At 55.0% G+C, this 19,204-nt stretch carries 19 protein-coding genes; 9 read left to right on the forward strand and 10 right to left on the reverse strand.

Annotated features, from left to right (window positions below; all coding sequences use genetic code 11):
• Nucleotides 1-266: 266 nt before the first annotated feature.
• The 5 genes from FE848_RS07200 to FE848_RS07220 form a co-directional block, all read right to left on the reverse strand.
• Nucleotides 267-1,556: a DcaP family trimeric outer membrane transporter gene (locus FE848_RS07200; RefSeq protein WP_200202125.1), complete on the reverse strand. Its 1,290-nt coding sequence runs from the start codon at nucleotides 1,554-1,556 to the stop codon at nucleotides 267-269.
• Nucleotides 1,557-1,982: 426 nt separating this feature from the next.
• On the reverse strand, nucleotides 1,983-5,138 hold the full coding sequence (locus FE848_RS07205) for a type I restriction endonuclease subunit R (protein ID WP_200202126.1): 3,156 nt from the start codon (nucleotides 5,136-5,138) through the stop codon (nucleotides 1,983-1,985).
• Between the two features lie 368 nt (nucleotides 5,139-5,506).
• Nucleotides 5,507-6,562, reverse strand: coding sequence for a restriction endonuclease (locus tag FE848_RS07210; protein ID WP_200202127.1), 1,056 nt, complete (start codon nucleotides 6,560-6,562; stop codon nucleotides 5,507-5,509).
• Complete coding sequence (locus tag FE848_RS07215; protein WP_227715218.1) at nucleotides 6,562-7,953, reverse strand: restriction endonuclease subunit S; 1,392 nt, start codon at nucleotides 7,951-7,953, stop codon at nucleotides 6,562-6,564. Before FE848_RS07215 ends, FE848_RS07210 begins: the two co-directional genes overlap by 1 nt.
• Nucleotides 7,943-9,655, reverse strand: coding sequence for a type I restriction-modification system subunit M (locus FE848_RS07220; protein WP_200202129.1), 1,713 nt, complete (start codon nucleotides 9,653-9,655; stop codon nucleotides 7,943-7,945). The genes FE848_RS07215 and FE848_RS07220 overlap by 11 nt, the downstream gene beginning before the upstream one ends.
• Before the next feature lie 352 nt (nucleotides 9,656-10,007).
• Between FE848_RS07220 and FE848_RS07225 the strand changes: the two genes are divergently transcribed.
• Nucleotides 10,008-10,226 (forward strand): hypothetical protein, encoded by a 219-nt coding sequence (locus tag FE848_RS07225; RefSeq protein WP_200202130.1) that lies wholly within the window; start codon nucleotides 10,008-10,010, stop codon nucleotides 10,224-10,226.
• A gap of 1 nt (nucleotide 10,227) precedes the next feature.
• Here the strand turns inward: FE848_RS07225 and rlmF are convergent, their stop codons facing one another.
• Nucleotides 10,228-11,187 carry a 23S rRNA (adenine(1618)-N(6))-methyltransferase RlmF gene (rlmF, locus tag FE848_RS07230; RefSeq protein ID WP_200202131.1) on the reverse strand — a complete coding sequence of 320 codons (960 nt, stop codon included), beginning with the start codon at nucleotides 11,185-11,187 and terminating at the stop codon, nucleotides 10,228-10,230.
• Nucleotides 11,188-11,272: 85 nt separating this feature from the next.
• Nucleotides 11,273-11,467 carry a CsbD family protein gene (locus FE848_RS07235; protein ID WP_200202132.1) on the reverse strand — a complete coding sequence of 65 codons (195 nt, stop codon included), beginning with the start codon at nucleotides 11,465-11,467 and terminating at the stop codon, nucleotides 11,273-11,275.
• A 276-nt stretch (nucleotides 11,468-11,743) separates the two neighbouring features.
• Here FE848_RS07235 and FE848_RS07240 point away from each other — a divergent pair, with 276 nt between their 5' ends.
• From FE848_RS07240 to FE848_RS07275, 8 genes are all read left to right on the forward strand, one after another.
• Nucleotides 11,744-12,370 (forward strand): LysE family translocator, encoded by a 627-nt coding sequence (locus FE848_RS07240; RefSeq protein ID WP_200202133.1) that lies wholly within the window; start codon nucleotides 11,744-11,746, stop codon nucleotides 12,368-12,370.
• A 21-nt stretch (nucleotides 12,371-12,391) separates the two neighbouring features.
• Complete coding sequence (locus tag FE848_RS07245; RefSeq protein WP_200202134.1) at nucleotides 12,392-12,799, forward strand: DUF3592 domain-containing protein; 408 nt, start codon at nucleotides 12,392-12,394, stop codon at nucleotides 12,797-12,799.
• Nucleotides 12,800-12,801: 2 nt separating this feature from the next.
• Complete coding sequence (gene hisI, locus FE848_RS07250) at nucleotides 12,802-13,218, forward strand: phosphoribosyl-AMP cyclohydrolase (protein WP_200202135.1); 417 nt, start codon at nucleotides 12,802-12,804, stop codon at nucleotides 13,216-13,218.
• A 12-nt stretch (nucleotides 13,219-13,230) separates the two neighbouring features.
• The gene (locus tag FE848_RS07255) at nucleotides 13,231-13,560 is read left to right on the forward strand and encodes a phosphoribosyl-ATP diphosphatase (RefSeq protein WP_200202136.1); all 330 of its coding nucleotides are present in this window, start codon (nucleotides 13,231-13,233) and stop codon (nucleotides 13,558-13,560) included.
• Between the two features lie 90 nt (nucleotides 13,561-13,650).
• On the forward strand, nucleotides 13,651-13,884 hold the full coding sequence (tatA, locus tag FE848_RS07260) for a Sec-independent protein translocase subunit TatA (RefSeq protein ID WP_200202137.1): 234 nt from the start codon (nucleotides 13,651-13,653) through the stop codon (nucleotides 13,882-13,884).
• Nucleotides 13,885-13,895: 11 nt separating this feature from the next.
• The gene (gene tatB, locus FE848_RS07265) at nucleotides 13,896-14,306 is read left to right on the forward strand and encodes a Sec-independent protein translocase protein TatB (protein ID WP_200202138.1); all 411 of its coding nucleotides are present in this window, start codon (nucleotides 13,896-13,898) and stop codon (nucleotides 14,304-14,306) included.
• Nucleotides 14,303-15,064, forward strand: a complete 762-nt coding sequence (tatC, locus tag FE848_RS07270) for a twin-arginine translocase subunit TatC (RefSeq protein WP_200202139.1) — start codon at nucleotides 14,303-14,305, stop codon at nucleotides 15,062-15,064. The genes tatB and tatC overlap by 4 nt, the downstream gene beginning before the upstream one ends.
• Nucleotides 15,064-15,783, forward strand: a complete 720-nt coding sequence (locus FE848_RS07275) for a 16S rRNA (uracil(1498)-N(3))-methyltransferase (RefSeq protein WP_200202140.1) — start codon at nucleotides 15,064-15,066, stop codon at nucleotides 15,781-15,783. The genes tatC and FE848_RS07275 overlap by 1 nt, the downstream gene beginning before the upstream one ends.
• On the opposite strand, the gene FE848_RS07280 is transcribed toward FE848_RS07275, so the two are convergent.
• Genes FE848_RS07280 through ubiH form a run of 3 tightly spaced genes read right to left on the reverse strand, consistent with a single transcriptional unit; the run spans nucleotide 15,763 to nucleotide 19,204 of the window.
• Nucleotides 15,763-16,689, reverse strand: a complete 927-nt coding sequence (locus tag FE848_RS07280) for a DUF808 domain-containing protein (protein ID WP_200202141.1) — start codon at nucleotides 16,687-16,689, stop codon at nucleotides 15,763-15,765. The two genes, FE848_RS07275 and FE848_RS07280, sit on opposite strands and share 21 nt — an antisense overlap.
• Before the next feature lie 29 nt (nucleotides 16,690-16,718).
• A complete protein-coding gene (locus FE848_RS07285) occupies nucleotides 16,719-17,942 on the reverse strand; it encodes an FAD-dependent monooxygenase (RefSeq protein ID WP_200202142.1) in 1,224 nt (407 codons plus the stop codon).
• Nucleotides 17,939-19,204, reverse strand: coding sequence for a 2-octaprenyl-6-methoxyphenyl hydroxylase (gene ubiH / locus FE848_RS07290; RefSeq protein WP_200202143.1), 1,266 nt, complete (start codon nucleotides 19,202-19,204; stop codon nucleotides 17,939-17,941). Before ubiH ends, FE848_RS07285 begins: the two co-directional genes overlap by 4 nt.

The following is a 19,204-nucleotide window of genomic DNA, read 5'->3' on the forward strand; positions in this document are numbered from 1 at the left end:
GTTACGGACTGCCGGACTTCGCAGAGGAACTCAACTACGGAGTCGATCTATCAACCATTTGAGGGTGGTATCAGATTGATGGGGTGAAGGTGCCCCATCAACCATTAAATCCGTATACCCAAAAATATCACCTATAGATACTCTATCCCAAATGCTATTTGCTCGCCGGTCATAAAGACTTTCAACATCATATTCCATGGGGAACCCACTTCAGCCTATTCAATTATAGTTAAAATGAAAGTGGCCCAGTACTCCGGGCTCACTTATTAAAAATTGTACTGGGCACTCAGGTTGACTCGTGAAACGGAGTAGTTACCCACCTGGTTGGCATCCAGCTCGTAATAGCCGTATTCCACACCAAAGCTAGTGGACTTCATCGGGCTCCAGAACAGGTTGATGATGCCGGTCGAAGTGCTCTTGGCGACGCCAGCCGGCATGCCGCTCATGTCTTCGTCAGCTTCGGTATGGGCATAAACAGCGGTTGTGCGCCAGTTCCATTTCCCGCCCCATTTGTGGGCATATTGGGCAGACACGCCCCAGCTGTTAAAGGCTTCGATCTTGTCGTTATCCACATAGGCGTCAGGGTGTGCGCTCATCGACACATAGCGTCCCAGGGCGCCGTAGTGGTATTCAAGCGTCAAGTTGTTGCTGGCAATCGGCAACCGGATGGTTGAGCCAAAAGCACCTGCGAGAGTTTCGTCGTCCACGTCTCCCTGAGACGCCGGGTTGTCCATGGTCAGCATTCGTCCCATGAGCTTCCAGGAGGTGTGGACATCTCCGAACGGAATATCCGCTCTCAGAATCACATCAGGATACTTCTGGTCGTCTTTCTGGGTGTCGGCCACGGAATTCGACAGCGTGACAACCTTGTCTTCGTAGGAGTTCTCAGCAGCGATTTTCAGAGATCCCCAATCACGATTCAGGGTGTAGCGCACCTGAGGTTGCCGGACTTGAACCAGGTTTGCGTGGCCGCCAAAGTTAATCAGTTCTCCAGCCGCCGCAAAGTCGAAAAATGTGGTGAACTCCTGTCCTACCAGCCAGTTGCCGTAGGTTGCAAAGGCGCGCCTCAGTCTTAGCGCATGGCTGTGGGTGAAAGACTCGGTGCCGTCTGCGCCGTAGAAGTCGATTTCGAGGTAGGTGTTTAGTCGGTCTTCTTCGGTGGGAGTGCTCGTTTTCAGCCAAAGCCGGCTACGACGCGCGGTCCAATCAACTGCAGTATCTCTACCTTCAATCTCTCCGAAGGGCGTACTAAGCAGGCTCGGAGCGAATCCTGGGTTATTGGGCAAGCCGCTACCGCTCTCTCCAGCAGCGACTTCCAGGTGGATGAAGCCTCCTACCGAAAGGTCGGTGGATGTGCCTGGGAGTCGAATTGCGCCCTGAGACTCTCCAGATCGGACCGCTTTGTTCTCCAGATCTTCTTTAAGAAGACTGATCTCCTGCTCCAGACTTTCAAGTTTTCTCTCGAGCGCTGCATTGTCTGCATAAGAGTAGGCTGGCACGGTCATAAACGCAGCACAGATAGATCCAATCGTTAATTTTTTGTGTTTGGACAACATATGAGACTCTTTTTGTATTGTTAGTATTGTTACTCTTTTACTGCCAAGGCCTCACATGTTAGTTTTCTGGAAATTTTCCGCATCGTCCTAACAGACAAACTTGCACAACGAGCCAATCGAACACGACTAGTCCACTAGGGCACGTTTTTGATTCCGGACAGTATAAACCTGCAGAGTCAGAGAGGCTTAGGTTTCAGTCTTGGCTCAGATTCGGCGTGGGGGGGCAGAAGGTGTGCCCTTTTACGCACAGCCTTTCAGCGGTTAATCAAGGGTCTGCTTCGAGGGAAGTGGTGGCTCTCTACTCTTAGACGAATCTCGGGACCACTGGCGCCGATGTCTGAACCAACCAACGGCTTCGGTGGTGCGTAATGCTGGTAACACTCAGTCTCATCCAGCTGAGTGTCGAGTCTTCAGTGTAGTAATACATTACTTCGTCCAGTGGTTAGACAGGGCTTCGGCCTGTTCCATGATCAGTTCAATCGCTGCCGGCGCCTTATCGGGCGGGTACTTGTAACGCTGCAACGTCCGCCGCACGAGAATCCTCAGCTTGGCCCGCACGCTCTCCCGCACCTGCCAGTCCACAGTGGTGGATTTGCGCAGCTTGTCGGTGATTTCCACGGCGATCTTCTTCAGGATCTCGTCGCCCAGCTCCCGCACGGCGCTCTCGTTGCTGGCCAGGGCGTCATAGAAGGCCACTTCGTCCGGGTTCAGGCCGAGGGCTGCGTCTCGCTCCATTTCAGCCTGGAACTGCTTGGCCATAGCGATCAGCTCTTCTATGACTTGTGCTGTCTCGATGCCTCGGTTGTTGTACTTGCGCAGCGTCTCCTGCAGGCGGTCGGCGTACTTCTTCTCCTGCACTACGTTGTTGCGGGTCTTGGCCTTGATGTCGTCTTTGAGCAGCTTCTCCAGCAGCTCCACGGCGAAGTTCTTGTAGGGCATCTGCCGCACGTCTTCCAGGAACTCGTCTGAGAGCAGGCCGATGTTGGGCTTGTCCAGCCCGCACAGGGCGAAGACATCGGTTACCCCTTCGGAGACCAGCGCGTTGTCCAGAATCTGCTTCAGGGCGGTATTCTTTTCTTCCTCGGTCAGCTTCTTGTCTACGCTGGTGAACTTCGTAATGGCGGTCTTCACCTGCGACAGGAACGCCACTTCCTTCTGCAGTGCCTGGGCTTCATCCAGGGTGGCGCACAGGGAGAAGGCCTTGTTCATGGCCAGCACGGTATCCAGGAAGCGCTTCTTGCCGTCTTCCAGGCTGAGCACGTAGTTGGCGGTGGGCACCAGATACTTGTGAGGCTCGGTCTCGAATCCGCTGTAGCTGAATCCCTTACCTTTGGGGCCGGGCGCAAACATGCTGTGGATGATGTCCAGCTTTTCCAGCAGGATGGCGTAGGCTTCTTCGGCGCTGTGGGTGGGGGAGCCCTTGCCCTTGGCGTCGGTGTAGGTTTTCAGCGCCTGCTTGAGCTCGTTGGCGATGCCGATGTAGTCCACCACCAGCCCGCCGGGCTTGTCCTTGAACACGCGGTTTACCCGGGCAATGGCCTGCATCAGGTTGTGGCCCTTCATGGGCTTGTCCACATACATGGTGTGACAGCAGGGCGCATCGAAGCCGGTCAGCCACATATCCCGAACGATCACCAGCCTGAGCGGGTCGTTGATGTCCTTGAAGCGCTTCTCGAACCGTTTCTTGGTCTGCTTGTTGTGGATGTGCGGCTGAAGCAAGGCCCGGTCAGAGGCGGAGCCGGTCATTACAACTTTGATGGCGCCTTTCTCGGGATCATTGTCGTGCCACTCCGGGCGCAGGGCGACAATCTCGTTATACAGGTGAACCGCAATCTCCCGGCTCATGGCCACAATCATGGCCTTGCCGTCGATGGTGCTGGAGCGGGTTTCAAAGTGGTTTACCAGGTCTTCCGCCACCTGCTTCAGGCGCGGGCCGGCACCGACCAGCTTCTCCAGCCGGCTCCACTCGCCCTTGGTTTTCTCGCGGCTGCCAACGTCTTCGTCGTCTTCAACCACTTCCTCCACCTGATCGGACAGCTCCTCGATCTGTTCGCGGTTGATGTCCAGCTTGGCCAGGCGGGATTCGTAGAAGATGGGCACGGTCGCACCATCGTCCACCGCATCCTGGATGTCGTAGATGGAAACGTAATCGCCGAACACGGCCCGGGTGTCTTTGTCTTCGCTCTCGATGGGGGTGCCGGTAAAGCCGATGAACGAGGCATTGGGCAGGGCATCACGCATGTGGCGGGCGTAGCCGAACTTGTAGGTGCCGTCTTTCTTGAGGGTGGCTTTGAGGCCGTACTGGCTGCGGTGGGCCTCGTCTGAGATCACCACGATGTTGTGGCGGTCGTTCAGAATCGGGTGTCCGGATTCGTCGTTCAGCAGGGCGAATTTCTGAACCGTGGTGAAGATGATGCCACCGGATTCCCGCTCGGACAGCAACCGGCGCAGGGTATCCCGGTCATCGGCCTGCACGGGCTCTTGCTTCAACAATTCCCGGGCCGCGCTGAAGGTGGCGAACAACTGGCCGTCCAGATCGTTTCGGTCGGTGACGACGATCAGCGTGGGGTTGTTCATCTCCGGCTGTTGCAGCAGCTTGCCGGCGTAACAGCACATGGAAATGCTTTTGCCAGAGCCCTGGGTGTGCCACACCACCCCAGCTTTCTTGCTGCCCGGCAGAACCTCGTCGCCGTAGGTGGCCCGCTTCTCGCTGATACCATCGCCGCTCATATCCCGAGCTGCAATCACGGTGGCACGAACCGCCTCACGCACCGCATGGAACTGATGGTAACCTGCGATCTTCTTGATCAGTTTGTCGGAATCCGTCTCGAAGATCACGAAGTAGCGGATGTAATCCAGAAACAGCTCCCGGTCGAAGAAGCCCCGCACCATGGTTTCCAGCTGCCACTCCAGCAGGGGCTTGTCGTCCTCATGCTTGATGGTGCGCCAGGGCATGTAGCGTTCCTGGCTGGCGGTTAGGGAGCCTACCCGGGCCAGATAGCCGTCGCTGATGATGGCCGCTTCATTGTAGGCAAACAGATCGGAGCATTCGTCTTTGTAGGTCTGGATCTGGTTGTAGGCGTCCCATATGTTCACGTTCTCGGCGCCGGGGCTCTTCAGCTCCAGTACCGCCAGGGGCAGGCCGTTGATAAAACAGACCACGTCCGGCCTGCGGAGCTGTTTGGAGCCTTCGAGAGTGAACTGGTTGATGGCACGAAAGCGGTTGGCGCTCAGGTCGCCGAAGTCCACCAGAAAGGCCTGGTCGTGAACTACCTTGTCGTCGCGTTTGTACTCCACCGGCACACCGTCCAGCAGCAGGCGGTGAAAGGCCCGGTTGCTGATCACCACATCCAGGCTTTCGGGTTTGCGGACGACCGCCACAGCCTGTTCAACGGCGCTCTGGGGCAGGTGAGGGTTGATGCGGTGAATGGCCGCCTCAAGATCCGCCAGCAACAATACCTGCCGGTAATCGGCGCGTTCCGGGGCTTCGCCCTCCGGTGCCAGGTCAGGCCCGTGGGCGATTTCCCAGCCGCCTTCGGCAAACCATTCCAGGCATTGTTGTTCCAGCTGATCTTCCGTCATTTCGTACTTCCTTACTTGAACGCATCTACTCAAGACTTGTCGCCATGCAAATACACGCGATTTACTTCCGCAAACGGTTTCGCTTCGGGAGCTTGCGGCTTTTCTCTAGCCATGGGTTCCGGAATGGAACCTGTGCTCTTTCGGACTCTGGATGACGGAAAACCGCTTGTCCTGGGCTGGAAGCCTGATTATGGGCAAGTGGCGCAACTACCGAGAGATCCTCGGCGGTTGCCGGTTTCGAATCTACGCATTTGCTCGCTGATCGAACGTTCCGGAAATACCGGAGAGTTCCCGATCCCTTTTGCCTGATTCAGCAATATGCAGTTTGTGCATACTGCTCATCTTTTCCCTCGACAGTAATCCGGGCATCAGTCATCGGCCGCAACCACCGTCCAGACTCGCTTAAGTGGCAGCTGGGCCTTCAGCTCATCGTCCAGCTTGTCGTATACCGCGAACAGCTCATCCAGCAAGTCATCCTGAGACCATAACCGCAGACGGAAGAAGCTGCTGGCCATGTCCTTCTGCACATTCTGTTTGAACCCGCCCCACGCGACAAACAGACCATGGTCGGCGTTGAACTTCGACATGGCTCCCAAGAGCTTGTCCACAGTGGGCCTGTCCACCGTTCCAGTGCCGGACTTCACCTCCACACAGATGGTTTGGCTACCGAAGCCCATCATGCCGTTGGAGGCCAGAATATCGGCGCCGCCGTCTGCACCTTCGGGGCTCTGCCAGATGGTGTAGCCTTGTGCCCTGAGTATGGCACCGACTAATCGGGTTAACTCATGGCCTTTGAACTTCTGCTCAATAAGGCTGACCACCTGTTGCTTGGCCAGGTCTGCCAGATTGAAATCGAAGCCGTCATCACCGGACACATCATCAGCATCGTGGTTAGTAGACTGGCCGGTGTGCTGGATCACTGACTTGGTGTTCTCAGCCTGCCAGCCAGACTTGTGCATGGCCTGCAGGCGTAGCAATGCGTTGTTGCGTCTGATGCGGCAGATGGTCATGAACGCGCCAAAGCTGTAGAGCAGGTCTTGCCCAAAGTGAGAGCGGGGGATCTCCTGCCCAAACCACTCGACGGATCGCCAGTGGAAGAAGGGATCCGGGCCTTTGGCGTTATGAACGTAGTCCTCCGTTATCTTCCCGACATACACCACAGGCTGTTTTTTGGAGGGAAGCACCACCCAGTCACCAGCTTGCATCGTTTTGACGAACGGCCATATCTGGCTGCTGTGGTTCTGTAACCGCTTCAGCTTTTCATTCGGGTAAGTCTGCTCAAGGAGTTCCAGGAGGCACTGCCGGTTATCCAGTTTCGACAGATCCTCACCAAGCTCGTCCCAGGTCAGATAGATTCGGCCCTCGTCGAGGAACTTTTGTTCGAACTCGCCATGAGATCCTGCTCGGGTCAACCACAATTCCATTACTCAACCCCTTGAAGTGGGCTCAACGGTTCGGCTTTGGGTTGGTTTCCCTTGTTGGGTACGGAGAGGTCGCCAGAGAGGAGCTTCGGAAGAATGACATCTCTGGTGCTAGCTAAAGACACAAGCTGTCTCTCTATGCATGCCATTTGCTGTCCCATCGGCTCTACAGCTCCTTCGTAGGCCCTGCTTAACTTCAATGAGGGCCTTGCAAAAACTATCTCTTCGAGAACTTGTTTTCGAAGCTCAGTTTGCCCAGTTGATCCTGCGCCGCTTGCTTCTATGAGGGGCTCGCTAGTAATCATCAGCCCGGCTAAAAAAGCATTGCTTATCAGTCGATTATTAGCTCGTATGACTGTTACATGGCTGTCTGCGACTGATGGTTCGGGTAAGTGCCGAACAGGGGCAAGGCGTCCAAGCGTCCCGACACCTGTCGAATTAACTAGAACATCTCCTATTTGGATTTCTCGGCCATCAATTTTTCTTTTAGACGTATCGTTTCTGCGCGCTAAAGAAAAGTCTACTTTATGATTTCGGATACATTTTTGATTGATAACCTGGATGCCGCCTTCTTCAGTATATTTTGGAGAGATGCCTCTTCTAATCTCAATAGTTGATGACTTCAGGTCTGTCACTTCCCACCCCTCCGGAATTTCCCCCAACTCACTATCCTGCATAGCCGACGGAAACAGCTCGGCGGTGGCGCGGAGTTCGGCGTATTGCTCGGGCTGTTCGGCCTGGAGGCGGGTTAGCTCCGCTTCGCCTTTGCCGGAAATGGCCTGCATGGCGGCGAGCAGGGCGTCTTCTTCGCTGCCGCCGGCTTCCAGTGCGGCGATCTTGGCTTTGACCGGCTCGAAATCGACAAACCAGCTTTTGAAGATGGCCTGAGCCATCTGTTCGAGGGTTTGGTTGATTTGGTGGTTGAGGTCGATCTTATAGGTCAGTGAGTTAAGGGTGCCGTTGATGGCTCTGCGCTCCTCAAGAGGAGGAATTGGTATTTCAATTGTGTCGAGATTGGCTTTGTTTAGCTTAGGTTGAACCGCTCCTGTGATATAGGGGGTTAAATCAAGCTGAGAGAAATAATATTCCAAGTAATCAAGGATACCTTCTTCTTTCTCTTCGAGGATATGTGCATGGTTATTAACCCAGAATTTCCCATGAGCCTTAAAGGCCACGGGAGTTTTTCGAGATCTTAGGTTCTCACCATCCTCGGAGATTAACAGGTAGGTTCCATCAAAGATGTAGTCGTCAATGTAATCGACTACTCCAGATGCGCCATAGTATGGATATATACCCTGCCTCTTGGCTCTATCGAGGCTTTTCAAGGGAATGCGTTTATTGTTGCGATAGACAGCAACGTTAGAAATTTTCATTGAGGGCCAATCAGCACTCATACCCCAGCCCCCCAAGATTCCGCTTGATCTCAGCCTCCAGCCGGTCATTCTCCGCAAACTGCTCCCGCAGCTGCCCGGTCAACCGCGCCATCTTCTCGGCAAATGGCTCGCCATCGTCTTCCTGCGCCAGAGCGCCCACGTAACGCCCCGGCGTCAGCACAAAGTCGTGCTTCTTGATTTCGTCCAGGCTGGCGGATTTGCAGAACCCCGCGACATCCTCGTAGCCTTCGCCGCGTTGCCAGGCATGAAAGGTGTCGGCGATCTTGGCGATGTCGTCATTGGTGAAGTCCCGCAGCACCCGATCCCGCATGAAGCCCAGGTTGCGGGCATCAATGAACAGGAATTCTTCCCGGCGGTCGCGCTTTTTCTCGTTGCGCACCATGCCGTTGGCTTTGTCCCGGGTCAGAAACCAAATGCAGGCGGGAATCTGGGTGTTTGTGAACAGCTGGCCGGGCAGGGCGACCATGCATTCCACGAGGTCTTCCTCTACCAGGCGCTTACGGATTTCGCCTTCGTTGTTGGTGTTGGAGCTCATGGAGCCGTTGGCCAGCAGCAGGGCCATGCTGCCGGTGGGTGCCAGGTGGTGGATCATGTGCTGCATCCAGCCAAAGTTGGCGTTGCCCTTGGGCGGGGTGCCGTACTTCCAGCGCACGTCCTCGGCCAGGGATTCGCTCCACCAGTCTTTGATGTTGAACGGCGGGTTGGCCATCACGAAGTCGGCGCGTAGGTCCGGGTGCTGATCGTCCAGGAAGGTGTCGGCGTTTTTCTTGCCAAAGTTGAAATCGATGCCCCGGATGGCCATGTTCATGGCGGCCAGCTTCCAGGTGGTGGGGTTGGACTCCTGGCCATACACGGAGATGTGCTTCTTCTGTTCGGCAGCGTCGTAGTGCTGCTCGCTGGCGTGTTCCTCGATGAACTTGTCGCTGGAGACAAAGAAGCCGCCGGAGCCCATGGCTGGGTCGTACACCCGGCCGGAGTAGGGTTGCAGCATTTCGACAATCAGGGTGACGATGCTCTTGGGGGTGTAATACTGCCCGCCCTGCTTGCCTTCGGCGAGGGCGAACTGGCCGAGGAAGTATTCGTACACATGGCCGAGGATGTCTTTGCTGTGCAGGCTCAGCTTCTCACCCTCGAATACCGGCCGGGTGAAGGAGGTGTCGGAGAAGGTGTTGATCAGGCCCAGCAGTTTGTCGTTGTCCAGCTGGTACTGGCTGATTCGGTTGAGAATGCCCTTGAGCTTGGCGTTGCTCTTCTCGATCTCTTCCAGCGCGTTGTCGATCAGCCAGGACACAGAGCGTAGCTTTACGTCGTTACCGGCATCGTCCTGCCAGAGCACGGTGCCCACGGGCAGCACGGCTTTCTCTTTCAGCGTGCTCCAGCGGGCCGGTTTGGGCACCCAGAACACGTTGGCTTCGCGGTAGTAATCTAATACTTCCAGCTCTTCCAGCAGGGCTTGCTGGTAGTCCTCGTCGCCGTCGTAGTCTTCCGGCGGCAGGTAGTAGATGTCGTCGTTCTCATCCTTGAATCGTTCCAGCAATTCTTCCTGGCGCTCCTCGAAGGCATCGGAGACGTACTTCAGGAAGATCAGGCCCAGCACCACGTGCTTGTAGTTGGCGGCATCCAGGTTGGCGCGGAGCTTGTCGGCGGCTTTCCAGAGCTTGTCGTCCAGGGCTTTGAGGAATTGCTGTTCCGTGTTGTTCATTGCTCGGTTGTTCCCTATGAGAAGTTACTGCTTGGGCTCTCTGATAAAGCGTAAAGGCACGGAGCGACAGCGTGTGTCGGTTCGTGCCTTTGGTTATTCCGGAGAGTTGCGGGCAATACTTGGGGTGTATTGCTTGCTAACCACTCGATATAAGGTTGTTTTACGTTACTTGGTGGGGTTAGGCAAGGCTGGGGGAAGCTCTGTGCCCAAACCCTCTAAACGGGAAATCAGGGCAAAAGTCGGGAAAAGGGTTGGGTGCTAATCTGTGAAAAAATCGTGGGCACTGTCAGGGCACCATTTGGGCACAAGCCAAAAAAAAGGACCTGCGTTTTCACGCAAGTCCTTGATATTCATGGCGCGCCCGAGAGGATTCGAACCTCTGACCTCTGCCTCCGGAGACATGCGCCCGTTGCGTAAACCCTCAAAAGTACTCTCTATCGCCATTGCCTGGTGCGGGATTATGCTAACAGGCCTGTTTGTGGCACTTGCTGTTAAAGCAGCATCTATCGCGTTTGAAATTCATATTGATCCCGAGGTTCTGAGAAGTGTCGGCCAAGGCATAATTGATTAGCCTATGCGAATGTCCAGGCCAATATTCTCGTAACCTTTTGCCCCTGCCTCATCTCGATTTCCCGTACCTCGGTCGCCCCAAGCTTGCGCATCAGTTTGGAGGAGGGCTTTACGTTCTCGGCTTTCGAAACCAGGCTTGTAAACCAACGGCATTGCGCTGCAAATAGCTGACTCTCTTTTATCATTTTTTTAAGGAACATCTGTTCGCCGCCTTTGCACCATAGTTCCGCTTCCTGGCCACCAAAGTTCAGAGCTTGCGATGCAGCCCCGGGCTTTGTCTCACCCCGGTTGCGTGCAAGGTTTTTCAGCTTTAACTGACTGCTCTTGAGTGCTTCGTTTTGTGAAGCATGGAAGGGGGGATTGCACACGCTGACATCAAAAAACTCTCCTTCCCGAATAATTCCGTCGAAGATCTTGTGCCTGTCACTTTGCATGCGCAGGGTGAAACGGTCTTTCAGTATGGGGTTGTTGGCGATAATGCGGGCAACGTTTTCAAGCGACTGAGCACTTATATCACTGCCAACGCAATGCCAGCCGTACATTTGGCATGCCAGTATCGGGTATATGCCATTAGCCCCTGTGCCTATATCGAGCAAGGTTATGCCGGTTTGGGTGCTAGCCTGATTCGCAAATGGCTCAAGCTCCCCAAACAGTTCAGCCACGTGATGAATGTAATCTGCTCGCCCCGGAATGGGAGGGCAAAGCGCGCCTTCCGGAATATCCCAGCCAACAATGCCGTAGTAGTGTTTCAACAGGGCGGCGTTCAGCAATTTTACTGCCTTTGGATCTGCGAACTCTATGGAGAGGTTACCGTAAGCGTTTGCTTTAACGTAGGGTGTTAATGCCGGGTGGCTTTTTATAAGGGATGTAAAATCGTAGCCTTGCTTGTGAAGATTTTTGGGGTGTAAACCTTTTCCACCAAGCTTTGCCTGATGCCTGTCGCTTCGCTGGGAACTGCTCACAGTTTTATTTCCGGGTGTGTAGCTCAAAGCCGGTGCCTGTGGTTGAGCAGATACCGGCTTTGAAGGTCTTAGCGGCTATGGATGCTCAGGAATTAGTGAGCTTTTCCCACTCTCTCATCGCGTCCTCTTTGGTGGTGCCGTATTTCTCTTGAACCTTACCAATAAAGTGGTCGCGGCGGCCGGCGATCTCATCCAGATCGTCGTCTGTCAGCTTGCCCCAGTTCTCGCGTACCTTACCTTTAAGCTGCTTCCAATTGCCTTCAATGATGTCTTTGTTCATAACGATTTCCTCAAGTTAACAGGGCGACGTAAAAACAAAGCGCCGCCGGGATAAAAGGAATATCCAGCTTGCTATGTCTACCGCAAGCCGCAACATCGATAGTAAACTTGGCACAGCAGCCTGCGTTTAACAATGCTTTCCAGGTTGCGATAAATTCATCCCGAGTCGTTTGCCAGGGTCCGGTGCCGCATTCGAAGAACACACCCTGCTCTGGATGAATTGTCGTTATAGCGGGTATATTGGCGGCGAAGTCACAAATACAGGCAGGAGCCTCAGATGCTGCAGGCCCACGAGTTCTGGTTGTTTTTCAGTGCGAGCTTTTTACTCTGGATAACTCCAGGACCAGACACCGTGTACATTTTAGCCAGAACCCTGTCCCAGGGGCGCGTTGCCGGGCTGTTATCGGTGTTCGGTGTAAGCGCGGGCATACTGGCACACACCCTGTTTGCTGCAATCGGGCTATCAGCGCTGCTGGCAACGTCTGCACTGGCATTCACAGCGGTCAAGTTTGTTGGAGCTGCCTATCTGGCCTACCTTGGCATCCAGGCCCTGCGCGCTCACAACAAGCTCGCGCCAGCCTCTGTAACCGCCTTTCGGCGCCGCTCACAGCTGTTCTACCAGGGTTTTCTGACCAACCTGTTGAACCCGAAAATCGCAATCTTCTTTCTCGCTTTCCTGCCGCAGTTTGTGGCGCCCGGAGCCAGTAACAGCTCGGCAGTATTTCTGTTTTTAGGCGGTATTTTTGTGCTGGGCGGCACCTTGTGGTGTCTTTTTCTAGTCACATTTGCTGCCAGCTTTTCAAGCGCAGCCAGGTCGGACTCGCGCCTGTCTGGAGTGATAAGTAAAGTCACTGGGCTTGTGTACATCGGGCTTGGTTTGAACCTGCTTCGTGCGAAGCTATAGATCATACAAGGCAAAAGCTCCATGAACGCATCCCCACACGCTGCTCTGACCCGGATATTCGTCCTTCTACTGGTTGTCTGTACTCTGTCTTTTGTGTGGGAAACCTCAAAGCATTTTGAATCGCAGCCAACTATTGGCCATGTAACCGCCCATCAGTACAGGGATTACACTATCCGTTATAGTATTCAGGGCCAGACCCATCAGTTTGTAACAAGGCGCGGGATTCTGGACTTTTTCGGGCGCCTTAAATCACTACAAACGGGAGACGAAGTGCCATTGCTGGTCAACCCGAAGCCCCCCTACGAGGCCGTGATCAACACCCTGAATGGCCGGTATCAAATTACCATTACCTTTGTCGCGCTTATGCTCGTGTTCGCTGCGACGGCCATGGCGTCGGGATTGCGGCGACTAAATGCTCAGGATTCATAAAAATGAAAGACTTATCTGATAATCTAGACACCCTTGATTGGCTCGATGCCATTCGCTGGACTGCGGACGGCCTGGTTCCTGCGATCGCACAGGATGCTGCCACGGGCGATATCCTGATGATGGCCTGGATGAACCGGGAATCCCTTCGCCTCACAGCTGAAGAGGGCCAGGCGGTTTACTGGTCACGTTCACGGGGTAAACTCTGGCGCAAGGGCGAAACGTCCGGGCACCAGCAAGTGGTCAAGGATATTCGCCTCGACTGTGACGAGGACGTTATCCTGCTAAAAGTAGAGCAAAAAGGCGGCATTGCATGCCACACTGGCCGGCGTAGCTGTTTTTACCGCTCATTAAAGGGCGACCAGTGGGTGGGCGTTGAACCCGTCATTAAAGATCCGGATGCCATTTATGGCAGTAACTGAGGAGTGGATGTATTGAGTGATGTTCTGGAAAATCTGACACGGGTTCTGGAAGCCCGTAAATCAGCCGACCCTGAGAAATCCTACGTCGCCAGCCTCCACGCCAAAGGCCTGAACAGGATTCTGGAAAAGGTTGGCGAAGAGTGTACAGAAACACTGCTGGCCGCCAAGGATGCGGAGCACTCGGGGGAGACCAGGGCAGTCATCAGTGAAACAGCAGATCTCTGGTTTCACTGCATGGTTATGCTTTCCAACCTGGGCCTGAGTTCCAAGGATATACTGGCTGAGTTGAGCAGCCGTTTCGACCTTTCCGGGCTGGAAGAAAAGGCGTCCCGGAGCAAGTGAGCAGGTAATACCCCTAACGGGGGTTTCCGCCACCCGGCTCTGGTAACGTATAATGCTAATCTACGAAAACATCAAAACGAGGATCCCGTAATGGGCATCAGCATCTGGCAACTTCTTATTGTACTGGGCATTGTGATTCTGTTGTTCGGAACCAAGAAGCTGCGCAACATTGGCACCGATCTTGGTGGAGCGATTCGCGGCTTCAAAAAATCCATGAATGACGAAGACAGCAAACCGGGCGACCCGGATTCGCTGGAAGGCACTCAGGAAGAACAGACGCGACAGGCGGCTGAAGACAAGCCCAAGGAAAAAGCCAAAAGCTGAGACCAGACAAGATGTTTGATATCGGCTTTCTTGAGCTGCTGATTTGCGGCGTTATAGCTCTATTGGTGCTTGGCCCCGAACGGCTTCCCACGGCTGCGAGGGCGGCTGGGCGCTGGGTTGGTGGCGCGCGCCGCATGGTCACCCAGTTCACCTCGGAGCTGGATCGCCAACTGAAAGCCGAAGAGCTGAGGAAAGAGCTGAGCGAAGCCGGTGATGTGGGCCTGGATGACGTAAAAAAGACCGTGCGTGGTGCTCTGGATGAAGCCAAAAAGTATGAGCATATGATCTTGTCGGATAAACCTGCCGGCAAATCAGCGAGCGAGCATAATAGCGAGCCAGATCAGCACCAGAAAAGCGACTCCACCGCAGCCCCCAGTGACGACAAGCCGGCCGCACCAAACCCGTCGGATAAGCCTTCATGAATGCAAAAACAGATGGCGAACAGCCGGAAATGCCACTGGTTGCGCACCTGCTGGAACTTCGCGACCGATTACTGAAGATGGTTTTGGCGGTAGTAATTTGTTTTGCCGCCATTTATCCGTTTGCCAATGAACTGTACCTCTGGCTATCCGAGCCTATCCGGTCACTGCTGCCGGTAGGTCAGACCATGATCGCAACGGATATTACCTCACCGTTTTTCGCGCCCCTGAAACTGGCCCTGTTTTTGTCGGTATTCGCCGCTATCCCTGTGATTCTCTACCAGCTTTGGAGCTTCGTTGCACCGGGCCTCTACGCCCATGAAAAGCGTTTGGCGTTTCCACTGCTGTTTACCTCGGTGATCCTGTTCTACCTTGGTGCCGCGTTTGCGTATTACGTGGTATTCCCGCTGGTGTTCGGCTTTTTTACGGCGATAGGCCCGGAAGGCATTGTTGAGCTGCCAGACATCAGCAGTTACCTGAATTTCGTACTGAAAATGTTCTTTGCATTCGGGATTGCCTTCGAAATCCCCATCGCGACGATTTTGCTGATTCTCAGTGGCGTAACGACTCCGTCAGACCTTGCAGCAAAACGTCCTTACGTTGTGGTGGGCTGCTTTGTAATCGGCATGATGCTGACCCCCCCGGATATCATTTCCCAGACACTTCTCGCTGTGCCCATGTGGATATTGTTCGAGCTGGGCATTTTGTTTGGCAGGCTGGCAGTACGCGAAGTAGCAGAGACGGACGAGCCTTCCTCTTAATGAATCTCGCCTTACTGTTCGATGAGGATTTTGTTGCGCCTAACCGTGCTGTGCTGCGGGGGCGCAGGCTTGAGCACATGCGATCTGTGCTGGGCACCACCCAGGGGGACCAGTTGCCGGTTGGCCGCGTAAACGGTCTTATGGGGTGGGGTGAAGTTGTAACGCTCACCGCTTCGGAAGCTGAGCTGCTTGTTACTCTGGACCAACCACCACCCTCACCACTCCCCTTTACACTCATTCTGGCCATGCCGCGGCCTAAAATGTTCCGCCGGGTTCTGCAAACCAGCGCCACTCTTGGGGTTAAGGATATCTGGCTGATCAACAGCTACAAGGTGGAAAAAAGCTTCTGGCAAACGCCCTGGCTGTCAGATGACAACTTGCGGGAAAACCTTACTCTTGGCCTGGAGCAGGCAAAAGATACGGCTATGCCGAAGGTGCATATACGCAAGCTGTTCAAACCTTTCGTGGAAGATGAGCTACCCGCCCTGTTACAAGGCAAGGTGGCCCTGGTTGCGCACCCCGGTACGGCCACCCCCTGCCCTACCCACCTCAACAAGCCAACCGCGCTATGTATTGGGCCTGAGGGCGGTTTTACGCCCTACGAAGTAGGTAAGCTTGAAGAGGCAGGCTGCCAAAGCGTTCACCTTGGGCCTCGCATTCTTCGGGTGGAAACAGCCGTTCCCGTTCTCGTAAGCCGTTTATTCGACGCTTGCCTCTGATCTGGATGCCAAGATCCTGATCAGTGGTGTAAGTACTGCCACGAGCAAAGCCCCCGCCAGCAAGCCAACCAGCCCATTAGCAACCGTGCTGAACAGCACAGCGGGAACACCGCCAAATCCTGCGGCGAAGTCTTCGATAGCGTTATAAAGGGGCGCTACCCCGTGAACAAGAATGCCGCCACCCACCAAAAACATGGCAATGGTGCCGACAATAGACAGGGTTTTCATCAAGTAAGGCGCAAACCACAGTATGCCGTGGCCTATCTTCTGAGCCACCGCACTCTCTTGCTGGGTAAGGTAAAGCCCGCCGTCATCCAGCTTTACTATGCCGGCTACCAAGCCGTAAACACCGACTGTGATCAGCACTGCGACCACCGCCAGAACAGCAAACTGTATCCCGATAGTTTCTGCGGTCACCACCCCGAGAGTGATGGCAATTATTTCTGCCGACAAGATGAAATCGGTGCGTATAGCGCCTTTGATCTTTCGCCTTTCTACAACCCTCAAGTCCACATCAGGCTGCTTTAATGCCTTGAGAAGTTCGTCCTTCCGTTGCGCTTCTTCCTCTGAGTGGAAGAATTTGTGAATGATTTTTTCCGCACCTTCAAAACATAAAAACGCACCACCAAGCATCAACAGGGGCGTAACCAGCCAAGGCACAAAAAAGCTGATGGCCACTGCGGCCGGCACCAGTATGGCCTTGTTTGCGAATGACCCCTTGGCTACAGACCAGACGACAGGCAGTTCCCGCGCCGCTCTTACGCCAGTTACCTGTTGAGCGTTCAGTGCCAGATCATCTCCCAACACCCCGGCAGTTTTTTTGGCCGCCGCTTTGGTCATCATGGAGATGTCGTCGAGGATAGTGGCAATATCATCGAATAGCGCGAGAAGACTGGTTCCTGCCATAAGCGCAGATCCTTCAGTGTGATAGTAGGTTAAACATCAAGGCCCATGGCCTCGGCGGCAATTCTGTTCTTAATGGGGCCCAGGCCGTCCAGCCAACGCATCCCGGTGTTTCTCAGCCATCTGAGTGGCAATTCATCGCGGCCAAACAGTTGTTTGAAGCCTTCCATAGCAACCATCATGGCGAGATTTTCGCCTTTTCGGCGGCGTTGATAGCGCGCAAGAACCAGTTCATTAGCTGGGCTCAAGCCACTGCGTTTAGCCTTGGCCAGCTCCTCCAGCAAAACCCGGACATCGCCGTATCCGAGGTTGGCACCCTGGCCTGCAAGCGGGTGAATGGTGTGGGCCGCATCGCCCACCAACGCAAAACCGGGCGCAATATAGTCTTTCGCATGCCGCTGTCGCAGAGGAAAGGCAAAGCGTTTGGACACCGCCTCCAGGGCACCCAGCTCTCTTTCAATTGCCCGCTCCAGTTCCGCAGTGAAGGCTGCATCATCCAGAGCCATAAGGCGGCGGGCTTCTTCGGTATCCTGCGACCAAACAATAGAACAGAAGTGCTCGTCATTGTTTTCCGTGGCCAACGGCAAGAACGCCAAGGGCCCGGTTTGCGAAAATCTCTGCCAGGCTGTGTATCCATGGCTTTGAGCTGTGCGCACGGTACATACAATGGCCTGCTGGTCGTAATCCCATTCGCGGGTTGGCAAGCCTACCCACTGGCGCAGCCGGGAGTTTGCGCCATCGGCCGCAATAACCAGACGAGCCCCGAGTTTGCGTCCATCGGCAAGCTCAATGCTGCGCTGGTCGCCCTCCTGGGAGCAGCCGGTAACCTGCACACCATCAATCAGCTCAACACCACTGGTTTCCACAAGCTCGAACAGTGCCCGAACCAGGCTGCGGTTTTCAACGATCGTGCCCAGAGCGCGGGCCTGTAATTCAGCAGCATCAAAGTGAATACGCCCAGTGCCATCACCGTCCCACACAGTCATGCCCTGGTAGGGGCAATGGCGGCCCGCTACAACGCCCTGCCAGGCGCCTAATGAATCGAGCAACTGCTGGCTGGCCATGGAGATAGCGCTGACGCGAGGCTCAAAATCTGCCACGCTCTTCACCGTCACCGGGGCCTGCAACAATGCAGCGCGCTCACCGGCCTCTACCAATCCCACCTGCCAGCCCTGCTGCGACAAACCAAGAGCCAGAGCTGTGCCGGTCATGCCGCCGCCAACCACAAGAATATCGAACACCTTGGTATCACTCATTGCTTATCGCTCGTTGCTGGCCCATTGATAACAGCACGGCGCCCGGCTGTGCCCATCGCTTTTCGCGCAAACAAGCGCTTTGCACCGGGGAGCAAATCCAGCCCTACCAGCCCGGCATCCCGCGCTGCCGCAATAGGTGCCAATGAATGACCAAAGATGCGGATCAGTGAATCCGAGAACTGCACGGTTTGCTGCCAATCCGGCTTATGTAACTCGTGATAGCAGCGCAAAATCTGGAAGTCGCCCGGCGACCGGCCTTGTTCAACGGCCAACCGGAACTGCTCCACCAGAGTCATCAAACCCCGCAGCGCCAGGTTGAAGCCCTGCCCCGCCACCGGGTGCAATGCATGGGCAGCATTACCCACAAGCGCAACACCCGGCCTTACCGGCTCGTCTACTGTGGTCAGCGTTAGTGGGTAGTGGTTGCATTCACCTATGCGGGTGAATCGGCCCAAGCGCCACCCAAAGCGCTCCTGAAGCCGCTGGCATTTGTCGCTCTCCGACATGCCCAGAACCTCTTCAAGCTCCCTATCATTCAGCGTCCACACCAATACAGATTGATGGCCGGCGCGGGAAGGTGAGCCATGGGGCAACAATGCCATAGGGCCGGCATCGGTAAAACGCTCGAAAGCAGTGAATTCATGGCTGTCGCTGGTGGAGACGTTTGCGATCAGGGCATTCTGATCATAGCCGTGGTGATTTGTCTGGAAGCCGAGTTTTTCTCTCAGCCCGGAACGACCACCATCTGCAACAATCAGGCATTTGGCCTTCAGGGTGCCGGTCTCACTGCCGATTTTTACCGCAACGCTCACACCCTGTTCGGAAGACGCCATATCCGTCACTTCGGCGGGCGCCAGCCACTGGATATTGGTTGCAAGCAACTCCCGCATCAGGCATAGCCCCATCCAGCGGTTATCGACAACATAGCCCAGGGCTTGCTGCTGGAACTCGCTGGCATTCAGGCGGGTCGCGCCAAACCGGCCCCTGTCAGACACATGAATATGCTGGATGGGCGTCGCATGTTCTGATATCCGCTGCCATAGCCCAAGCTCTTCAAAAATCAGCCGGGAACCCCAGGCCAGCGCAGTGGAGCGTGCGTCGTAGCTGGGCTGATAAGCATCCGGCAAGGCATCCGCAGACAGCGGAAAAGCCTCAACCACCGCTACCCTCAATGCAGGAGCAACTTTGGCCAGTGCCAAAGCCAGCGTTGCGCCCGCCAGCCCGCCACCTGCAATGATCACATCGGTATCAGAGTGTTTCAC

Origin of the sequence: Marinobacter sp. 1-3A, from assembly GCF_016597775.1 — a bacterium.
GTDB lineage: Bacteria > Pseudomonadota > Gammaproteobacteria > Pseudomonadales > Oleiphilaceae > Marinobacter > Marinobacter xiaoshiensis.

What these genes read in the sequence shown, in the direction of transcription:
- FE848_RS07225 (WP_200202130.1), top strand. Translation starts at nt 10,008, where the DNA reads ATGGCGCGCCCGAGAGGATTCGAACCTCTGACCTCTGCCTCCGGAGAC.
- tatA (WP_200202137.1), top strand. Translation starts at nt 13,651, where the DNA reads ATGGGCATCAGCATCTGGCAACTTCTTATTGTACTGGGCATTGTGATT.
- FE848_RS07200 (WP_200202125.1), bottom strand. Translation starts at nt 1,556, where the DNA reads ATGTTGTCCAAACACAAAAAATTAACGATTGGATCTATCTGTGCTGCG.
- FE848_RS07275 (WP_200202140.1), top strand. Translation starts at nt 15,064, where the DNA reads ATGAATCTCGCCTTACTGTTCGATGAGGATTTTGTTGCGCCTAACCGT.
- FE848_RS07280 (WP_200202141.1), bottom strand. Translation starts at nt 16,689, where the DNA reads ATGGCAGGAACCAGTCTTCTCGCGCTATTCGATGATATTGCCACTATC.
- FE848_RS07235 (WP_200202132.1), bottom strand. Translation starts at nt 11,467, where the DNA reads ATGAACAAAGACATCATTGAAGGCAATTGGAAGCAGCTTAAAGGTAAG.
- FE848_RS07285 (WP_200202142.1), bottom strand. Translation starts at nt 17,942, where the DNA reads ATGAGTGATACCAAGGTGTTCGATATTCTTGTGGTTGGCGGCGGCATG.
- FE848_RS07210 (WP_200202127.1), bottom strand. Translation starts at nt 6,562, where the DNA reads ATGGAATTGTGGTTGACCCGAGCAGGATCTCATGGCGAGTTCGAACAA.
- FE848_RS07240 (WP_200202133.1), top strand. Translation starts at nt 11,744, where the DNA reads ATGCTGCAGGCCCACGAGTTCTGGTTGTTTTTCAGTGCGAGCTTTTTA.
- tatC (WP_200202139.1), top strand. Translation starts at nt 14,303, where the DNA reads ATGAATGCAAAAACAGATGGCGAACAGCCGGAAATGCCACTGGTTGCG.
- FE848_RS07215 (WP_227715218.1), bottom strand. Translation starts at nt 7,953, where the DNA reads ATGAGTGCTGATTGGCCCTCAATGAAAATTTCTAACGTTGCTGTCTAT.
- tatB (WP_200202138.1), top strand. Translation starts at nt 13,896, where the DNA reads ATGTTTGATATCGGCTTTCTTGAGCTGCTGATTTGCGGCGTTATAGCT.
- FE848_RS07220 (WP_200202129.1), bottom strand. Translation starts at nt 9,655, where the DNA reads ATGAACAACACGGAACAGCAATTCCTCAAAGCCCTGGACGACAAGCTC.
- FE848_RS07205 (WP_200202126.1), bottom strand. Translation starts at nt 5,138, where the DNA reads ATGACGGAAGATCAGCTGGAACAACAATGCCTGGAATGGTTTGCCGAA.
- hisI (WP_200202135.1), top strand. Translation starts at nt 12,802, where the DNA reads ATGAAAGACTTATCTGATAATCTAGACACCCTTGATTGGCTCGATGCC.
- FE848_RS07245 (WP_200202134.1), top strand. Translation starts at nt 12,392, where the DNA reads ATGAACGCATCCCCACACGCTGCTCTGACCCGGATATTCGTCCTTCTA.